General features: G+C 70.2%; 17 protein-coding genes. 16 read left to right on the forward strand and 1 reads right to left on the reverse strand.

Annotated elements, in window-relative coordinates:
* Positions 1-2: 2 nt before the first annotated feature.
* From hpt to ABD733_RS08935, 14 genes are all read left to right on the forward strand, one after another.
* Positions 3-554, forward strand: coding sequence for a hypoxanthine phosphoribosyltransferase (hpt, locus tag ABD733_RS08870; protein WP_344795134.1), 552 nt, complete (start codon positions 3-5; stop codon positions 552-554).
* A gap of 133 nt (positions 555-687) precedes the next feature.
* Positions 688-2,682 carry an ATP-dependent zinc metalloprotease FtsH gene (gene ftsH, locus ABD733_RS08875; protein WP_344795136.1) on the forward strand — a complete coding sequence of 665 codons (1,995 nt, stop codon included), beginning with the start codon at positions 688-690 and terminating at the stop codon, positions 2,680-2,682.
* 3 nt (positions 2,683-2,685) lie between these two features.
* Positions 2,686-4,188, forward strand: coding sequence for a dihydropteroate synthase (folP, locus tag ABD733_RS08880; protein ID WP_344795138.1), 1,503 nt, complete (start codon positions 2,686-2,688; stop codon positions 4,186-4,188).
* Positions 4,181-4,543, forward strand: a complete 363-nt coding sequence (gene folB, locus ABD733_RS08885) for a dihydroneopterin aldolase (protein ID WP_344795140.1) — start codon at positions 4,181-4,183, stop codon at positions 4,541-4,543. Before folP ends, folB begins: the two co-directional genes overlap by 8 nt.
* Entirely contained in the window at positions 4,540-5,139 is a 600-nt protein-coding gene (gene folK, locus ABD733_RS08890) for a 2-amino-4-hydroxy-6-hydroxymethyldihydropteridine diphosphokinase (RefSeq protein WP_344795142.1), read from the forward strand. The genes folB and folK overlap by 4 nt, the downstream gene beginning before the upstream one ends.
* On the forward strand, positions 5,136-5,615 hold the full coding sequence (locus ABD733_RS08895; RefSeq protein WP_344795144.1) for a DUF3180 domain-containing protein: 480 nt from the start codon (positions 5,136-5,138) through the stop codon (positions 5,613-5,615). The genes folK and ABD733_RS08895 overlap by 4 nt, the downstream gene beginning before the upstream one ends.
* A gap of 79 nt (positions 5,616-5,694) precedes the next feature.
* Positions 5,695-6,177, forward strand: coding sequence for a PH domain-containing protein (locus ABD733_RS08900; protein WP_344795146.1), 483 nt, complete (start codon positions 5,695-5,697; stop codon positions 6,175-6,177).
* Positions 6,174-8,051, forward strand: coding sequence for a PH domain-containing protein (locus ABD733_RS08905; protein ID WP_344795148.1), 1,878 nt, complete (start codon positions 6,174-6,176; stop codon positions 8,049-8,051). Before ABD733_RS08900 ends, ABD733_RS08905 begins: the two co-directional genes overlap by 4 nt.
* On the forward strand, positions 8,048-8,788 hold the full coding sequence (locus tag ABD733_RS08910) for a Rossmann-like and DUF2520 domain-containing protein (RefSeq protein WP_344795150.1): 741 nt from the start codon (positions 8,048-8,050) through the stop codon (positions 8,786-8,788). The genes ABD733_RS08905 and ABD733_RS08910 overlap by 4 nt, the downstream gene beginning before the upstream one ends.
* An 18-nt stretch (positions 8,789-8,806) precedes the next feature.
* Positions 8,807-10,324, forward strand: coding sequence for a lysine--tRNA ligase (gene lysS / locus ABD733_RS08915; RefSeq protein WP_344795152.1), 1,518 nt, complete (start codon positions 8,807-8,809; stop codon positions 10,322-10,324).
* 39 nt (positions 10,325-10,363) lie between these two features.
* The gene (locus ABD733_RS08920; protein WP_344795154.1) at positions 10,364-10,537 is read left to right on the forward strand and encodes a hypothetical protein; all 174 of its coding nucleotides are present in this window, start codon (positions 10,364-10,366) and stop codon (positions 10,535-10,537) included.
* 443 nt (positions 10,538-10,980) lie between these two features.
* Positions 10,981-12,018 (forward strand): sigma-70 family RNA polymerase sigma factor, encoded by a 1,038-nt coding sequence (locus ABD733_RS08925; RefSeq protein WP_344795156.1) that lies wholly within the window; start codon positions 10,981-10,983, stop codon positions 12,016-12,018.
* A gap of 174 nt (positions 12,019-12,192) precedes the next feature.
* Complete coding sequence (locus ABD733_RS08930) at positions 12,193-13,107, forward strand: hypothetical protein (protein WP_344795158.1); 915 nt, start codon at positions 12,193-12,195, stop codon at positions 13,105-13,107.
* 147 nt (positions 13,108-13,254) lie between these two features.
* The gene (locus ABD733_RS08935; protein ID WP_344795160.1) at positions 13,255-14,097 is read left to right on the forward strand and encodes a serine protein kinase RIO; all 843 of its coding nucleotides are present in this window, start codon (positions 13,255-13,257) and stop codon (positions 14,095-14,097) included.
* A 71-nt stretch (positions 14,098-14,168) separates the two neighbouring features.
* Here ABD733_RS08935 and ABD733_RS08940 read toward each other — a convergent pair whose 3' ends face one another.
* Complete coding sequence (locus ABD733_RS08940) at positions 14,169-15,095, reverse strand: NAD(+)/NADH kinase (RefSeq protein ID WP_344795162.1); 927 nt, start codon at positions 15,093-15,095, stop codon at positions 14,169-14,171.
* A 177-nt stretch (positions 15,096-15,272) separates the two neighbouring features.
* On the opposite strand from ABD733_RS08940, the gene ABD733_RS08945 reads away from it, so the two are divergent.
* Positions 15,273-17,762 carry an ATP-dependent Clp protease ATP-binding subunit gene (locus ABD733_RS08945; protein WP_344795164.1) on the forward strand — a complete coding sequence of 830 codons (2,490 nt, stop codon included), beginning with the start codon at positions 15,273-15,275 and terminating at the stop codon, positions 17,760-17,762.
* A gap of 90 nt (positions 17,763-17,852) precedes the next feature.
* Positions 17,853-18,407, forward strand: a complete 555-nt coding sequence (locus tag ABD733_RS08950) for an amino-acid N-acetyltransferase (RefSeq protein ID WP_344795166.1) — start codon at positions 17,853-17,855, stop codon at positions 18,405-18,407.
* Positions 18,408-18,445: the final 38 nt, after the last annotated feature.

Raw genomic sequence — 18,445 nt, forward strand, 5'->3', positions numbered from 1 at the left:
CAATGGACACCAGCGACATCGAGGGCGACCTCTCTTCGATCCTCTACACGGAGGAGCAGATCCACCAGAAGATCGCCGAGGTCGCGCGCCTCGTCGAACGCGACTACGCGGGGCGCGACCCGCTCCTGGTCGGCGTGCTGAAGGGCGCGGTCATGGTCATGGCCGACTTCGCCCGCGAGCTCAGGATCCCCGCCACCATGGACTGGATGGCCGTCTCCTCGTACGGCTCCGGCACCAAGTCGTCGGGCGTGGTCCGCATCCTGAAAGACCTCGACTCCGACCTCCACGGGCGCGACGTGATCATCGTCGAGGACATCATCGACTCCGGCCTCACGCTCTCGTGGCTGCTCGGCAACCTCCGCGGCCGCGGCGCCGCGTCGGTCGAGATCTTCGCCCTGCTCCGCAAGCCCGAGGCCGCGACGGTCGAGGTCGACGTCAAGTACGCAGGATTCGAGATCCCCAACGAGTTCGTCGTCGGCTACGGGCTCGACTACGACGAGCGGTACCGCAACCTCCGCGCCATCGGGATCCTGGCGCCGCACGTCTACTCGTAGCGCGCATCGCCCGGGTTCAGCGAAACCGGGTTATTCCTACGGCGAACACCCACTCGGCTGCAAGGCGCGGGGAGGTAGCCTTCAACTCACGTTCTTCCTGCAGAAAGGTGTGGGCCCGCCGCCCGCGATCTCTATGGACTTCAAGCGAATTCTCCGCGGCCCGTTGATCTACGTGCTCATCGCCCTGGTCGGCATCCTGGTGGGCTGGAGTCTGATCAGCAACGCCGGCACGACCAGCATCAGCACCCAGAAGGGGCTCGAAGACCTCTCGAGCGGGCAGGTCTCGTCGGCCAAGATCTACAGCAACGAGCAGCGCGTCGACCTCGTCCTCGACGACAAGACGACCGCGCAGTTCTACTACGCGACCGACCGCGGCGACGAGGTGGTCAAGGCCGTCAGCGACGCGAAGCTCGGCAAGAACGGCTACAACGACGTCGTCTCGCAGACGAACCCGGTCTGGTCGCTCCTCGGCCTCCTGCTGCCCTTCCTCCTCATCGGCGTCGTCTTCTGGTTCCTGCTCTCGAGCATGCAGGGCGGCGGCAGCAAGGTCATGCAGTTCGGCAAGTCGCGCGCCAAGCTCAACAACAAGGAGACCCCTCAGGTCTCGTTCCACGACGTCGCCGGCGCTGACGAGGCGATCGAGGAGCTCGAGGAGATCAAGGACTTCCTCAAGGAGCCGGCCAAGTTCCAGGCCGTCGGGGCCCGGATCCCGAAGGGCGTGCTGCTCTACGGCCCTCCCGGCACCGGCAAGACCCTCCTCGCCCGCGCTGTCGCAGGCGAGGCCGGCGTGCCCTTCTTCTCCATCTCGGGCTCCGACTTCGTCGAGATGTTCGTCGGCGTCGGCGCGAGCCGCGTCCGCGACCTCTTCGAGCAGGCCAAGCAGAACAGCCCGGCCATCATCTTCATCGACGAGATCGACGCCGTCGGCCGCCACCGCGGTGCCGGCATCGGCGGCGGCAACGACGAGCGCGAGCAGACCCTCAACCAGCTCCTGGTCGAGATGGACGGCTTCGACGTCAAGACGAACGTCATCCTCATCGCCGCGACGAACCGCCCCGACGTCCTCGACCCCGCGCTCCTCCGCCCGGGCCGCTTCGACCGCCAGATCGGCGTCGACGCCCCCGGTCTCGACGGCCGCAAGCAGATCCTCGAGGTCCACGGCAAGGGCAAGCCGCTCTCGGCCAACGTCAACCTCGAGGTCCTCGCCCGCAAGACGCCGGGCTTCACCGGCGCCGACCTGGCCAACGTCCTCAACGAGGCCGCTCTCCTCACCGCGCGCAGCAACGCGCAGCTGATCGACAACCGCGCCCTCGACGAGGCGGTCGACCGCGTCATGGCCGGCCCGCAGCGCCGCAGCCGCGTGATGAAAGACAGCGAGAAGCTCATCACGGCCTACCACGAGGGCGGCCACGCCCTGGCAGCCGCCGCGATGCGCCACACCGACCCGGTCACGAAGATCACGATCCTGCCGCGAGGCCGCGCCCTCGGCTACACGATGGTGCTCCCGCTCGAAGACAAGTACTCGGTCACCCGCAACGAGCTGCTCGACCAGCTGACCTACGCCATGGGCGGCCGCGTCGCCGAAGAGATCGTCTTCCACGACCCGACCACCGGCGCCTCGAACGACATCGAGAAGGCCACCTCGACGGCCCGCAAGATGGTCACCGAGTACGGCATGAGCACCAAGGTCGGCTCGGTCAAGCTGGGCCAGGGCTCGGGCGAGCAGTTCATGGGCCGCGACATGGGCGAGCGCGACTACTCGGAGAAGATCGCCGAGACGGTCGACGCCGAGGTGCGCGTGCTGCTCGAGCAGGCGCACGACGAGGCGTGGCAGGTCATCAACGACAACCGCGACATCCTCGACCACCTGGCGACCCTCCTCCTCGAGAAGGAGACCCTCGACCACGACGAGCTCGCCGACATCTTCAAGGACGTCCGCAAGCTGCCCGAGCGCCCCGAGTGGCTCTCGAGCTCCAAGCGCCCGTCGTCGAACCTGCCCGCGGTCGAGATCCCCTCGCGCCTCCCGGTCGACGCCGGTGCGGTCGACGGCGGCGTCGACTCCGAGCCGACCGCGAAGCCCGCTCGCAAGCGTCCTCCGCGCACCACCCCCGGCATCGCTCCCGCCTAGGCCGTGAGCGACCAGACTCGCAGGGAGACGATTCGCGGCGGGGCTCACCGAGCCCCCGCCGATCCCGGGCCAGGCGCAGCCACGTCTGCCGATCTCGTTACCGAGGTCGAGCAGACGTGGCTGCGTCCGCGTGGGCGGAACCGCTACCCCGGGTCGACCTGGCCGAGCGAGCTGTCGCCGCCCGAGGTGTCTCGGGGCGACGAGGTCTCGACGCCCGAGCCCGTGCAGGCAGCGACGCCCGCACCGACTCCTGCGCCCGCGTCCGAGCGCCGCAGCGGCCGCCGGGCCAGCGCCGCGCTCGACCCCGCCGCTGAAGCTGCCGAGGCCGCCGAGCGCCTGGCCGCCGAGCGGATGGCCGCCGACCGCCTGGCCGCCGACCGCGCGACCGTCGCCGCCCAGGGGGAGGCCATCCGCCGCGCCACCGAGCACCGCCGGCACGCCGACGAGGTCCGTCTCCGCGAGGCCGACGCCGTCCGCCCGCGGCCGTCGGTCGAGGGGGCGACCGAGCAGGTCGTGTCGGCACCGCCCGCACCGGCGCGGCGACTCGTGGCGGGCGGCGTCTTCGACCGGCGCGTGGAGGCCGAGCTGCGCGATCCTGCGGCCCTCGCCCAGGGCCCCGACGACGTCGCCACCCGGGCCATCTCCGTCATCCGGCAGGCCGGCCCCGAGGCCACCGCACCGGCGACGCCGTTCGTGCCCGACCGCACCTTGATCCTCGGCATCCTGAACGTCACTCTCGACTCGTTCAGCGACGGCGGCCGCTACGCCCGCTTCGACGACGCCGTCGCGCACGCCCGGTCGCTCGTCTCGGACGGCGCAGACATCGTCGATATCGGTGGCGAGTCGACGAGGCCCGGAGCCCCGCGCGTCGACGTCCACGAGGAGCAGCGCCGCGTCATCCCGGTCGTGCGCGAACTGGTCGGCCTCGGCATGCGGGTGAGCATCGACACGATGAACGCCGCCACCGCCTTCGCGGCCGTCGAGGCCGGCGCCGAGGTCATCAACGACGTCTCCGGAGGCCTGGCCGACCGCAACATGGCGCAGGTCGTCGTCGACACCGACGCGACCTACATCGCCATGCACTGGCGGGGGCACAGCGACGTGATGAGCAAGCGGGCCACCTACGCGAACGCCGTCGCCGAGGTGAAGGCGGAGCTGTTCCAGCGCGTCGGCGAGCTGGTCGTGCAGGGCGTCCGCCCCGACCGCATCGTCATCGACCCGGGCCTCGGCTTCGCCAAGCTTGCGGAGCACAACTGGCAGCTGCTCGGGCACTTCGACGAGCTGGCCGAGCTGGGGCTGCCCGTCCTGATCGCCGCGTCGCGGAAGAGGTTCCTCGGCGGACTCCTGCCCGAGGAGGCAGGCGTGCGCGAGCGCGATCCTGCGACGGCCGTCATCTCGGCGTTGAGCGCCCGCGCGGGCGCCTGGGGCGTCCGCGTCCACGACGTCGCATCCACCCGCGCCGCCCTCGATGTGTGGGAAGCGTGGCAGAAGGGTTCTCGTGGTTGACCAACTGAAGCTGACCGGCGTCCGAGCTACGGGCCACCACGGCGTGTTCGACTTCGAGCGCCGCGACGGCCAGGAGTTCGTCGTCGACGTGGTCGTCGACATCGACGCGACGGCGTCGTCGAGCGGCGACGACCTCGACGCCACCGTGCATTACGGCGTCCTCGCCGAAGAGATCGTGCGCGACATCGAGAACGAGCCCGTCGACCTCATCGAGACCCTCGCCGAGCGCATCGCCGCGACCGTGCTCTCGCACGCCGCCGCCCGCCGCACCACCGTCACCGTGCACAAGCCCGGCGCCCCCATCACCGTCCCCTTCACGGACGTGTCGATCTCGATCGACCGGAGCCGCGCGTGAGCGTCGAACCGGAGGGCCGCGCAGGATCAGCCCCGAGTGAGCCCGTCCGCGCCGTCGTCGCGCTCGGCTCGAACCTCGGCGACCGCGACCTCACCCTGCGCCGCGCCGTCGGCGACCTCGACCGGACCGCCGGGGTGTCGGTCGTCGGCGCCTCCGTTCCCATCGAGTCGGTCGCCGTGACGGTCGACGGGCTCGACGAGTCGAAGCCCCCGTACCTCAACGGCGTGGCCGTCGTCTCGACGACCCTCGCCGCAGACGACCTGCTCACCGAGCTGAACCGCATCGAGTCCGACCACGGGCGCGTGCGCCTGGAGCGCTGGGGCGACCGGACGCTCGACCTCGACCTGATCGTCTACGGCGACGAGGTGCGCGACACCGAGCGGCTGACGCTGCCGCACCCGCGGGCTGCCGAGCGGTCGTTCGTCCTGGAGCCGTGGCTGCAGGTCGACGCCGACGCCGTGCTGCCGGGTGCGGGCCGGGTGGACGCGATCCTGCGCTCGCTCGGAGACCCGGTGGCGCATGTCGCCGGAGCCGCTCCGCTCGACGTGCCGCTCGCGGAGTCGTCGGTCGCCGGCCGCGAGGGAGGAACCGCGTGAAGCGCACCCGCATCTCGACCATCGTCAGCATCCTGATCGTCGCGGCCGTCGCCGGGCTGGCCGCCGAGGCCGCCCTGGCGGCGACCCTGCACCCGGTCTACGTGCCACCCACGACGCTCGGGCTGGCCCTGTTCGCGATCGCCGCGATCATCGTCTCCCTGGCCGTGCCGGTGTTCCGCGTCGCCCGCGGACGCACCCGCGAGCCGATCGACGCCTACTACGCCACTCGCGTCGTGCTCATCGCCAAGGCGTCGAGCGTCGCCGGCGCCCTCTTCGGCGGCGCCGTCGGAGGCGTGCTGGTCTACCTGCTGACGCGCGGCGTCGTCGTCCCGACCGGATCGCTGCTGCCGACGGTCACGACCGTCGTCGGCGGCGTCGTCCTGCTCGTCGCCGGCCTCGTGGCCGAGTACATGTGCACCATCCCTCCCAGCGACGACGACAAGTCCGACCGCGACGGGCACCCGCAGCGCATCTGAGCCTCGCCCTCCGCAGGGTGTCGGCGCATACTGCGAGACTGGAGCGCGACGACGCACCCCGACGACCTCAGGAGCCACCGTGACCACCCGACTCGACCTCGACGGCGCGACCTGGACCAGGATCAGCCCGAAGTACAAGTGGCCCGAGATGGCCAGCTACGCGCTCTCCGGGCTCGTCGTCGCGGCACTGTCGGCGCTCACCTGGTTCTCCGGCGCCTGGTGGGGCTACGCGCTCACGGCTGCGATCCTGGTGGTGACGATCCTCGTGGTCGGGTTCACGCCGCGACGCGTCCGGGCGATCGGCTACCAGCTCCGCGAGGACGACCTGCTGGTGCGCCGCGGCATCCTGTTCCTGCGCTTCGTCGCGGTGCCCTACGGCCGCATGCAGCTCATCGACGTCAACCGGGGCCCGGTCGTCCGCGCCCTCGGCCTCAGCGATCTGAAGTTCGTCACCGCCGCGGCGTCCTCCGCGGTCACGATCCCGGGCGTCCCCGCCGAGGAGGCGGAGCGTCTGCGCGACCGCCTGGTCGAGCTGGCCGAGTCGCGGAGGGCGGGCCTGTGAGCGGGTGGCAGCCGGGGTCGGTGCAGCCTCCCGATCCTGCCGGCCGCAAACGGCTCGATCCGCAGCCCGAGAGCAGCAGGCGCGCCCAGCGGCCCTCCGCCGCCGCGCTCGACCTGACCGACGGCGAGTGGCACCGGCTCCATCCGGCGACGCCGCTGCTGAAGGGCGGGCTCGTCTTCGTCGTGATCCTGGGCTTCTTCGTCAACAACGCCCGCGAGCAGCTCATCCAGTTCTTCCTGCCCGGTCCCGACGGCCGCCGGGGCAGCGGCGGCGACGACGGCGATCCGGTGAACTACGTGGTCGGGCACGGCCTGATCGGTCTGGTCCTGCTCGGGATCGTGGCCCTGCTCGTCGTCATCATCGGCATCTTCTACCTGTCGTGGCGCATGAACACCTTCCGCGTCACCGCCGAGACGGTCGAGGTGCGGAGCGGCATCGTGTTCCGCACGAACCGCCGCGCGCGTCTCGACCGGATCCAGGGCATCAACATCGAGCGCCGCCTCCTCGCGCGCCTCGTCGGGGCCGCCAAGCTCGAGATCAACCAGGCAGGTCACGACGCGAACGTCCCGCTCGCCTACCTCCGGTCGGTGTCGGCCGAGGAGGTGCGGAGCGAGATCCTGCGTCGCGCCAGCGGGACCCGCGAGGCCGCGAAGCAGCAGCCGGGCTCGGTCGCCGGCCCGGGCGGCGGCGTCATCGAGCAGCGGCTGAACGAGTTCCTCGCCGAGCCGCTCGGCGAAGACGGGCAGCCGCCGCAGTCGGTCGTGCACATGAACCTCGGCCGCCTGATCGGGTCGGCGATCCTCAGCGGCTTCACGCTGTTCCTGGTCGCCATCATCGCCGCGGTCGTCGTCAGCATCGCGACGACCGGGCAGTACTTCCTGCTGTTCGTGTTCCTGCCGACCCTGCTCGGCTCGTTCAGCTACTACTCGCGGCGCGTCGTGAAGTCGCTCCGCTACTCGATCACCGCCACCCGCGACGGCATCCGGATCGGCTGGGGCCTCCTCTCGACGAGCAACGAGACGCTGCCGCCCGGGCGCATCCACTCCATCCGCCTCAGCCAGCCGCTGCTCTGGCGGCCGTTCGGCTGGTGGGAGGTCAAGATCAACCGGGCCTCGCACTCGTCGACCAAGGGCGCCGACAACCAGGCCAACACGACGATCCTGCCGGTCGGCAGTCGAGACGACGTCACCCGGGTGCTGGGCCTGATCCTGCCCGAGCTGGTCGGCCTCACGGCGGCCGACGTCGAGATCCAGGACGCCCTGGCCCGCGGGGAGCGGTCGCCGGGCGACGTCGCTGCCTCGCAGCCGCAGCGCGCCGTCGAGGAGTCGTCGCGCACCCTCTCGCTCATCGAGGCCGGGATGACGAGCTCAGGATCGGAGGGCGGCTTCATCACGTCTCCCGACCGCGCCCGGATCCTCCGCTGGTTCTCGTGGCGGCGGAACGGCTTCCGCACCGCGCCCGGCGCCCTCCTCCTCCGGAAGGGCGCGATCTGGCGGCAGCTCGTGGTCGTTCCGCTGCCGCGGCTGCAGAGCGTGGGCGTGCGGCAGGGGCCGATCCTGCGCCGTCTCCGGCTCGCCGAGCTCGAGCTGCACACCGTCCAGGGGCCGATCACGGCGAACATCGGTGCGATCGATCAAGACGACGCCCGCCGCTTCTTCGAGACGGCCTCCCACGACGCCGTCGCGGCCGCGCAAGCCGACCGGACGCACCGGTGGCTCGAGGGGCAGGCGTCGCAGGGCACGCCCCAGGCGTCGCAGGGCATGCCCCAGACGCAGGATCCGGCAGCGGCCGACCAGGCCCACCCGACTCCGCCTGCTCCGCCATCCTGGGCCGCCCCCGCCCCGAGCGACCGCCTGACGGGGGAGCAGCGGTGAGCCGGCAGTCGGGGCGCCTCGGCGTCGGGATCATCGGCGCCGGCCACGTCGGGCCCGTCCTCGGAGCAGCGCTCGCGGCAGCCGGGCACGCCGTCGTGGGCATCTCGGCGGTCTCGGAGCGGAGTCGCGACCGGGCCGACGCCATCCTGCCGGGGGTGCCGATCCTGCCGGTGCAAGACGTCGTCGAGCGGAGCGAGCTCGTGCTCCTCGCGGTGCCGGACGACCAGCTCGAGGGCCTCGTCTCGGGGCTCGCGACGACCGGCGCGTGGCAGGCCGGGCAGCTCGTCGTGCACACCTCGCCGGTGCACGGGCTGTCGGTGCTCGACCCGGCTCGAGCGGCGGGGGCGATCCCGCTGGCGATCCACCCGGCGCTCACCTTCACCGGGACGACGATCGACCTCGTGCGGCTCCGCGACAGCTACTGCGCGGTCACGGCGCCCGGGCCGGTCCTGCCGATCGGGCAGGCGCTGGTCGTCGAGATGGGGTCGGAGCCCGTGATCGTCGACGACGCCGACCGTTCGCGGTACGCCGAGGCGGTCGAGACGGCGACCACGTTCTCGGCGGCGATCCTGTCGCAGTCGGTCGGGATCCTGCGCGAACTGGGCATGCCGGAGCCCGGCCGGGTCATCGCGCCGCTCGTCCGGTCGGCCATGGACCGCGCCCTCGGTGTCGCCGACACGTCTGTCGGCCCCGGTACCATCGAGGTGGCCTCGTTCGACGACGAGGGCCCCCTCTAGCTTCTGGAGTCACCCCGCATGACCGACGCGCCCGCCCCCTCGCCGGACACCGCCTCGCCCGAGCTCACCGACGACGAGGTCTTCGAGCAGAAGGCCGTCCGGCTGGCGAAGCGCGAGCGGCTCATCGAGTCGGGCGTCGGGGCCTACCCGGTCGGTGTGCCGGTCACCACGACCATCCCCGCCGTGCGCGCGGCCTACGAGTCGCTCGAGACCGACTCCGCGTCGGGCGACACCGTCGGCGTCGCGGGTCGCGTCGTGCACTTCCGCATCGGCGGCAAGCTCTGCTTCGCCGTGCTGCAGTCGGGCGACGGCTCGCGCCTCCAGGTGATGGTCTCGCTCGCCGAGGTCGGGGCCGCGTCGCTCCAGGAGTGGAAAGAGCTGGTCGACCTGGGCGACCACGTCTTCGTCTCCGGCGAGGTCATCTCGTCGCGCAGGGGCGAGCTCTCGGTGCTCGTGAAGGAGTGGGCGATCGCGGCGAAGGCGATCCTGCCGCTGCCCAACCTGCACTCCGAGCTCAGCGAAGAGACCCGCGTGCGCAGCCGCTACCTCGACCTGATCGTGCGCGAGCAGGCCCGCACCACCGCCCGCACACGCGCTGCCGTGATGAAGTCCCTCCGGGCCACCTTCGACTCGCACGAGTTCCTCGAGGTCGAGACCCCGATGCTGCAGACGATCCACGGCGGCGCCTCGGCCCGCCCGTTCGCGACGCACTCGAACGCGTTCGACACCGAGCTCTACCTGCGCATCGCCCCCGAGCTGTACCTCAAGCGCGCGGCCGTCGGCGGCATCGAGCGCGTCTACGAGATCAACCGCAACTTCCGCAACGAGGGCGCCGACTCGACGCACTCGCCCGAGTTCTCGATGATCGAGGCGTACCAGGCGTACGGCGACTACAACCAGATCGCCGACCTGACCCAGGAGCTCATCCAGAACGCCGCGATCGCGGTCGCAGGATCGACCCTCGTCACCTGGGCCGACGGCACCGAGTACGACCTCGGTGGCGAGTGGAGCCGCATCTCGATGTACGACTCGCTGTCGCAGGCGGCCGGCATGCACATCACGCCCGACACACCCCTCGGCGAACTGCAGGCCGTGGCCTCCGACGTCGGCATCTCGGTCGCGCAAGAGACGCACGGCAAGCTCGTCGAGGAGCTGTGGGAGCACTTCGTGAAGGGGTCGCTCACGCGCCCGACCTTCGTGATGGACTTCCCCGTCGACACCTCGCCGCTCGTCCGGGCGCACCGGTCGAAGCCCGGCGTCGTCGAGAAGTGGGACCTCTACGTCCGCGGATTCGAGCTGGCCACCGGCTACTCCGAGCTCGTCGACCCGGTCGTGCAGCGCGAGCGGTTCATCGAGCAGGCACGCCTCGGCGCTCGCGGCGACGTCGAGGCGATGCGGCTCGACGAGGACTTCCTGAAGGCCCTCGAGCACGGCATGCCCCCGACCGGCGGCATGGGCATGGGTGTCGACCGCCTGCTGATGGCGGTCACGGGGCTCGGCATCCGCGAGACGATCCTGTTCCCGCTGGTGAAGTGACGCTGCTGGTTTTCAGCCTCCTCGACGTACCCTTGCTCCGTGCCTCATAACGTCATCGGCGGGATCCTCTACGCGATCGGCCCGACCATCCTGGTCGGCGGCCTGTTCTGGTTCGCCCTGCGCGCGATCTTCCGCGCCGACAAGAACGAGCGTGCCGCGTACACCGCGATCGAGGCAGAAGAGCGCGCCCGGGCCGAGGCCGAAGAGGCCTGAGGCGCGGCGCCGGAGGCGTCCGCGATCCTGCGCGCTGCCCCGGTGCTGACGTCTTTTTGTCCCTCGGTTGTCCCCCGGATTGCGCGTCTCGTCCATCTGGCGCTCGCTCCTCGGACACCTGCCGGACACCTCGGATGTCCCCCGGGGTGCGGAGTTCCTTCTGAAGAACCCACGAATCACCGCTGAGCACCGTACCCCAGGGCGGAGAACGGGCGCCTACACCCGTTCGACCCCGGGTGTCAAAGAAGGGGACGCCGCGTACCCCGTCTCGCGCGTTTTCCTGTGAGCGGACCCTGAGCTTACTTGGGAAGAACCTGAATGGTTTGGTCGACCTCTGTAACCGCCGCTTGACTCGTAGTGCGGTTGAACACCCCCCCGGGTCGAGCAGCCGCCGAGACGGCTTTTCACGGGAGCCGCTCGAAGAGGGATTTGGAGAGTTGAAGATGACTACAGCTGTTGATCACCACGTCCGAGAGAACACCACCGGCGCGACCACGAGCGCCGCGCAGTCCGCAAGCACCGACGACGACGTCGAAGTCGAGGTCCTCGGCCAGGTGCGCGGCGCGTCGACCGACCAGGTCGGCGACTACCTCCGCCACATCGGCCGCATGCCGCTCCTCGACGCGCAGGAGGAGACCGAGATCGCACGCCGCATCGAGGTGGGCCTCTTCGCGGAAGAGAAGCTGGCCGAGCTCGACGCGGCCGGCGGCCTCTCGTCGTCCGACCGCAGCGACTACCGCTGGCTGATCCACGACGGCGAGCGTGCCAAAGACCGCATGATCACGGCGAACCTCCGCCTGGTCGTGTCGATCGCCAAGCGCTACACGCAGCGCGGCCTCCCCTTCATGGACGTCATCCAGGAGGGCAACCTGGGCCTCGTCCGCGCGGTCGAGAAGTTCGACTACACGCAGGGCTACAAGTTCTCGACCTACGCCACCTGGTGGATCCGCCAGGCCATCGCCCGCGGCCTCGCCGACAAGGCGCGCGCCATCCGCATCCCGGTGCACACGGTCGAGCGCATCAACCGCATCTCGCGGGCCGAGCGCGACCTCACCGTCGACCTGGGCCGCACGCCCACCGTCGACGAGGTCGCCGCCGAGGTCGCGATGGAGGTCGCCGACCTGGTCGACCTCAAGTCGCGCTCGCACGAGCCCGTCTCGATCCACACCGTCGTCGGCGATGCCGAAGACAGCGAGCTGGGCGACTTCATCGAGGACGAAGAGACCCCGTCGCCCGGCGAGGCCACCGAGTCGTCGATGCTGAACCGCGACATCCACTCGCTCGTGGAGGCCCTGCCCGAAGACGAGGCCCGCGTGATCCGTATGCGCTTCGGCCTCGACGACGACCAGCCGATGACGCTCGACGAGATCTCGAAGCGCGTGCACTCGTCGCGCCAGGCCGTCTCGCGCGTCGAGAGCCGTGCGCGCCTGCGCATGTTCGCGAAGGCCGTGTCGCAGGACCTGCAGCTGTACCTGCAGTAGCCGCTCCTCCTCCTGCTGCTCTTTGCCGAAAGGCCAGAATCCGCCCTTGAGCTCCGGCTCGCGGGCGGATTCTGGCCTTTCGGCGTCTTCCACAGGTGAGCTTGCGCTGGCGAGTCATCCACAGCAGAGCGCAGGCGGCGCAGGATCACGACCACCGTCGGCGAGGCTCTCCTCATGCCTCGCATCCTGCTTCCTCCGCTCCTCGCCCGACACCCCTTCGCGCTGGGCGACGGGCTGGACGACGGCCTCTCCGAGAAGCGCCTCCGCGGGAGCGACCTCGCGGCGCCCCACAGCGGCGTGCGGGTCGCCAGGAGCGCCGAGTCAGCGCTGGAGCACGCCGGTGAGCTGTACCTCCCGCTGCTCCGGCCCGACGAGGTCTTCAGCCACACGACCGCCGCGAGCATCTGGGGTCTGCCGCTTCCCCTCGCGGTCAGCCCTGTCGTCCACGTGACCCGGTTCGGCGAGCAGCGGCCTCGACGCCCGGCCGTCGTCGGGCACCGCTCCAGCAGGAGACTGGCGACGACGATCGTCGGCGGGCTGCCCGTCGTCGAGCCACTGGTCGCGTGGGCGCAGTGCGCGGCGGTCCTCCGACTCGACGACCTCGTCGCGATGGGCGACGCGCTGGCCGGGCGGTGGTCGCCGCACGCGGCCGCGCGCGAGCTGCCGCTGGGGCTGCCTGCGCGTGCCGCCGACGACTGGGGGAGGCGGCGGGGCCGACGGAGGCTCGAGGAGGCCCTGGGGCTGGTGCGACCCGACGTGTGGTCGCCGCGGGAGACCGCGCTGCGACTCGTCATCCTGCGCGCGGGCCTGCCCGAGCCTCCGGAGCGCAACGCTGTGATCTGCGATGCCGCGGGCTCGGTGGTCGGTCACGCCGACCTGGTCTGGCGCGACGAGAGAGTGCTCGCGGAGTATGAGGGCGACCAGCACCGCACCGACCGGCGGCAGTGGCGTCTCGACCTGGCGAAGTACGAGGCGTACGCCGACGAGGGCTGGCGGGTGGTGCGCGTGACCGACGACGACCTCGTCGCGCCGGCGAGACTCGTCAGAAGGATCGCTCGCCTTCTGACCGATCGAGCAGTACTGTGTTGACGCATCGAGCCGAGATCGACCACGGAAGGGGTGATGAGAATGACTGCGACACGCGAGAAGACCCCGCACACCTCATCCCTCGAGGTCGCCGCGCTCTAGTCCACCTCATCGGTGTCGTCCGGCGGCCTCCGTCTCTGGAGATCTCCGTTGACCTTTTCCGACGATTTCGTCATACCCACCTTCTCCGCCGTCGATCCCGACGGCGACCAGCGCTGGTCCACGTGGCCGGCCACCACCCCCACCGAGCGCGGTCCGCGCCCCTTCCCCTCCTGGATCGTGACGTCGGCCGCCGCGATCGACACCGAGCTCGGCATCGTCAAGTCGGGCAAGGAGGCCGACGTGTTCCTGATCGAGCGGGCTGTCCCGGCCGACGTCGTCCTGACGGACGGGAGCGCAGGATCCTGCGTGCTCGCCGCCAAGCGCTACCGCAGTGCCGAGACCAGCGACTTCCATCGCGGCGCGCAGTACCGCGAGGGCCGGCGCACCCGCAACACCCGCGACGGCCGGGCGATGGCCCGCGGCTCGTCGCACGGCCGTGCCGTCCAGGCCGGGCTCTGGGCGTGGGCGGAGTTCGAGGCGCTCGGGCGCATGTTCGAGCGGGGCGTCGCCGTCCCGTACCCGGTGCAGATCAGCGGGACCGAGATCCTGATGGAGTTCATCGGCGAGGGGGCGACGGCGGCGCCGCGCCTCGCGCAGGCCACCGAGGACGGCGAGGCCCTTGCTCCGCTGTTCGAGCAGGTGCACGAGATCCTGCTCGGGTTCGCCCGGGCCGGCTACGCGCACGGCGACCTGTCTCCGTACAACCTGCTGGTGCACGGCGAGCGGGTCGTCGCCATCGATGTGCCGCAGCTGGTCGACGTGGTCAGCAACCCGAACGGCGTCGCCCTCCTCGAGCGCGACTGCACGAACATCGCGGAGTGGTTCGCGCGCCGGGGCCTCGTCCGCGACGTCGAGGAGCTCCTCGCGGAGTGCCTGGCGGAGGTGTTCTGACGGGTCGGGCCGCCCTCGCCGCGCGAGAGGGACCGGCGAGCTCGGTGCTGGCCGGCGGGGGACCGGCGACCTCAGTGCTGCCGGTCGAACCGGGCGCGGATCTCGGGCGGGACGAGCTCGAGCAGTTGGTCGTTGCGGAGCGGGAGGTCCATCAGGCTCAGCTTGAGCCGGCCCTTCCGCCCGTGACGGCTGGCGTCGAGCCTCGCCACGACCCCGGCGTCGCGCCGGAGCCGGACCTTGACGACGGTGCCCTCGCCGACGTCGAGGACGACGCGACCGTCGAGCTCGAGCGCGGCGGAGCGCGTGCCCTCGCCCACGGTGAAGGTCAGGCGCTCCTTCGGGCCGAGCACGACCGAGCGGTCGATCCCGGCCATCGGCGCCACCGGAGTCACCACGACCGCGGCGACGGCCGGGCTGACGATGGGCCCGCCGGCGGCGTAGTTGTAGGCGGTCGAGCCCGCGGGCGTCGACGCGACCACCGAGTCGGCCTTGTAGTAGCCGTACGGGGTGCCGTCGACGGTGAGGTCGGCCGTGACGACACCCTGGCCGGGGCGCCGGGTGATCGCGAGGTCGTTGAAGGCGAGGAAGGAGCTCTCGAAGCCGAGCGACGTCACGCTCACCTCGATCGCGTGGTGCGACTCGAGCGAGAAGTCCTGCTCGGCGAGCCCCTCGAGCGCGGCCTCGAGCTCGGACGGCTCGATCTCGACCAGGAACCCGACGTTGCCGTAGTTCACCCCGAGGACGGGCACCGGGCGCGGCGCCACGAGCCGCATCGCGCCGAGCATGGTGCCGTCGCCGCCCAGCGAGACGACCACGTCGACCCGCTCGACGAACTCCTCCTCGTCGACCAGCTCCACGCCGTCGCCGACCCGGGCGGCGTCGTCCCTCAGGGCGATGAGGTGCACCCCCGCGCCCTTCTTCCACGCGCGGAGCACGTCGATCGATTCGACCACCGGCTTGCTGGGATGAGGAACGAGACCGACCGTGAACTTCGCCATGGAGCGCAGGCTATCGAGGGATGGTGAGAGGACCGCCGTCAGAGGCGTCACGCCTAGGGCGAACAGGGGCAGACGACGGGGCGGGGCGTGGTTAGTCTCGGTGTACGCGACCCCACCCCCTGAGGGTGTTGCAGCCATTTCGGTGACGTTCCAGCCCGTCACCTAGGGAGTTAGAAGATGTTCGAGAGATTCACCGACCGTGCCCGTCGCGTTGTCGTCCTCGCTCAAGAAGAAGCGAAGATGCTCAACCACAACTACATCGGCACCGAGCACATCCTGCTCGGCCTCATCCACGAGGGCGAGGGCGTCGCCGCCAAGGCGCTCGAGTCACTGGGCATCTCGCTCGACGCCGTGCGCGAGCAGGTCCAGGACATCATCGGACAGGGTCAGCAGCAGCCGACCGGTCACATCCCCTTCACGCCCCGCGCGAAGAAGGTCCTCGAGCTGTCTCTGCGCGAAGCGCTCCAGCTCGGACACAACTACATCGGAACCGAGCACATCCTCCTCGGCCTCATTCGCGAAGGCGAAGGAGTGGCCGCCCAGGTGCTCGTCAAGCTCGGCGCCGACCTCAACCGAGTGCGTCAGCAGGTCATCCAGCTGCTCTCGGGTTACCAGGGCAAGGAGGCGGTTGCAGTGGGCGGTGAACAGCAGGCGGGTCCGCAGGGTGGCTCTCAGGTGCTCGACCAGTTCGGTCGGAACCTCACCCAGGCTGCGCGCGACAACAAGCTCGACCCGGTCATCGGGCGCGAGAAGGAGATGGAGCGGGTCATGCAGATCCTCTCCCGTCGATCGAAGAACAACCCCGTCCTGATCGGCGAGCCCGGCGTCGGCAAGACCGCTGTCGTCGAGGGCCTCGCCCAGGCGATCGTCAAGGGCGACGTCCCCGAGACGCTGAAGGACAAGCAGCTCTACTCGCTCGACCTCGGCTCGCTCATCGCCGGCAGCCGCTACCGCGGCGACTTCGAGGAGCGCCTGAAGAAGGTCACCAAGGAGATCCGCACCCGCGGCGACATCATCGTCTTCATCGACGAGATCCACACGCTGGTGGGTGCAGGTGCCGCCGAGGGCGCGATCGACGCCGCGTCGATCCTGAAGCCCCTCCTCGCCCGCGGCGAGCTCCAGACCATCGGGGCCACCACGCTCGACGAGTACCGCAAGCACTTCGAGAAGGACGCCGCCCTCGAGCGCCGCTTCCAGCCCGTGCAGGTGCACGAGCCCTCCCTGCCTCACGCGATCAACATCCTGAAGGGCCTCCGCGACAAGTACGAGGCGTTCCACAAGGTGTCGATCACCGACGGTGCCATCGTCGCCGCGGCAAACCTGGCCGACCGCTACGTGGCCGACCGGTTCCTGCCCGACAAGGCCATCGACCTGATCGACGAGGCCGGAGCGCGTCTCCGTCTCTCGATCCTGTCGGCCCCGCCGGAGCTCCGCGAGTTCGACGAGAAGATCGCCGTCGTCCGTGGCCAGAAGGAGGCCGCGATCGAGGATCAGGACTTCGAGAAGGCCGCCTCGCTCCGCGACGAGGAGAAGAAGCTCCTCGGTGAGCGTCTGCGCCTCGAGAAGCAGTGGCGCTCGGGCGACGTCGGAGCCTCCGGCACCGTCGACGAGGGCGTCATCGCCGAGGTCCTGGCTCAGGCCACCGGCATCCCGGTCTTCAAGCTCACCGAAGAGGAGACCTCGCGTCTCGTCTTCATGGAGAAGGCCCTGCACCAGCGCGTCATCGGTCAGGAGCAGGCCATCGCGGCCCTCTCGAAGACCATCCGCCGCACGCGTGCCGGCCTGAAAGACCCGAAGCGCCCCTCCGGCTCGTTCATCTTCGCCGGCCCCACGGGTGTCGGAAAGACCGAGCTCGCCAAGGCGCTCGCCGAGTTCCTGTTCGACGACGAGAACGCTCTGATCAGCCTCGACATGTCGGAGTACGGCGAGAAGCACACCGTCTCGCGCCTCTTCGGTGCCCCTCCCGGGTTCGTCGGCTTCGAAGAGGGCGGGCAGCTGACCGAGAAGGTCCGCCGCAAGCCGTTCTCCGTGGTGCTGTTCGACGAGATCGAGAAGGCTCACCCCGACATCTTCAACTCGCTCCTGCAGGTCCTCGAAGAGGGTCGCCTGACGGACGGTCAGGGTCGGGTCGTCGACTTCAAGAACACGGTCATCATCATGACGACCAACCTCGGCACGAAGGACATCACCGGCGGCCCCGTCGGCTTCCAGATCGAGGGCGACACGGCGACGTCGTACGACCGCATGCGCTCGAAGGTCACGGAAGAGCTGAAGAAGCACTTCAAGCCGGAGTTCCTGAACCGCGTCGACGAGACCATCGTCTTCCCGCAGCTGACCCAGCCGGAGCTCCTGCAGATCGTCGACCTGTTCATCAAGCGCCTGAGCGACCGTCTGCTCGACCGCGACATGACGGCCGAGCTCTCGCTCGCCGCCAAGGAGCAGCTCATCAAGATCGGGTTCGACCCGTCGCTCGGTGCTCGGCCCCTCCGTCGCGCGATCCAGCACGAGGTCGAAGACCAGCTGTCCGAGCACATCCTCCAGGGTGAGCTCAACGCCGGCGACCACGTGAAGGTCGACTTCGTCGACGGCAAGTTCACCTTCTCGACCGGGCGTCAGCCGGGCCGCGAAGAGGTCCTGGTGCTCGACAAGGGCGAGGTCGAGGCGTAGGCCTCACCGCTCCACAACCGCGAGGGCGGCTCTCCACAGGAGGGCCGCCCTTCGGCGTTTCCCCGGACGCCCGTGGCTAGGGTTGAACGCATGACATCCGGCCATCCCGCAGCGCCCTCTGGCCAGATCACCGTCCGCAAAGCACTCGCGACCGACGTGCCCCACATCCAGCGCCTGATCGCCCCGTACGTGGCCCGCCGCATCCTGCTCGGCAAAGACGACGTCACCCTGTACGGCAGCATCCAGCAGTTCCAGATCGCCGTCGATCCCGACGGCACGCCGATCGGCTGCGGCGCGCTCAACGTCTTCTGGGACGACATCGCCGAGGTCCGCACCCTCGCCCTCGACGCCGACTGGCTCCACCACGGTGTCGGCCACAAGCTGCTCGAGGGGCTCGAGGGCGATGCGCTCGCGCTCGGCATCGGCCGCATCTTCTGCCTCACCTTCGAGGTCGACTTCTTCACGAAGCACGGCTACCTCGAGATCGGCGAGTCGGTCGTGTCTCCAGAGGTCTACGCCGAGCTCGTGCGGTCGACCGACGAGGGGGTGGCCGAGTTCCTCGACCTGGCGCGGGTGAAGCCCAACACGCTCGGTAACACCCGCATGCTGAAAGTGCTGGCGCGGGGGGAGGGCGGGCTCCGCTGAACCGTGCGGGAGCATCTGCTCTGCCGCGGTGACCTGCG

The sequence above is a fragment of the Frondihabitans peucedani genome (assembly GCF_039537585.1).
In the GTDB taxonomy this organism is placed as follows: Bacteria; Actinomycetota; Actinomycetes; order Actinomycetales; family Microbacteriaceae; genus Frondihabitans; species Frondihabitans peucedani.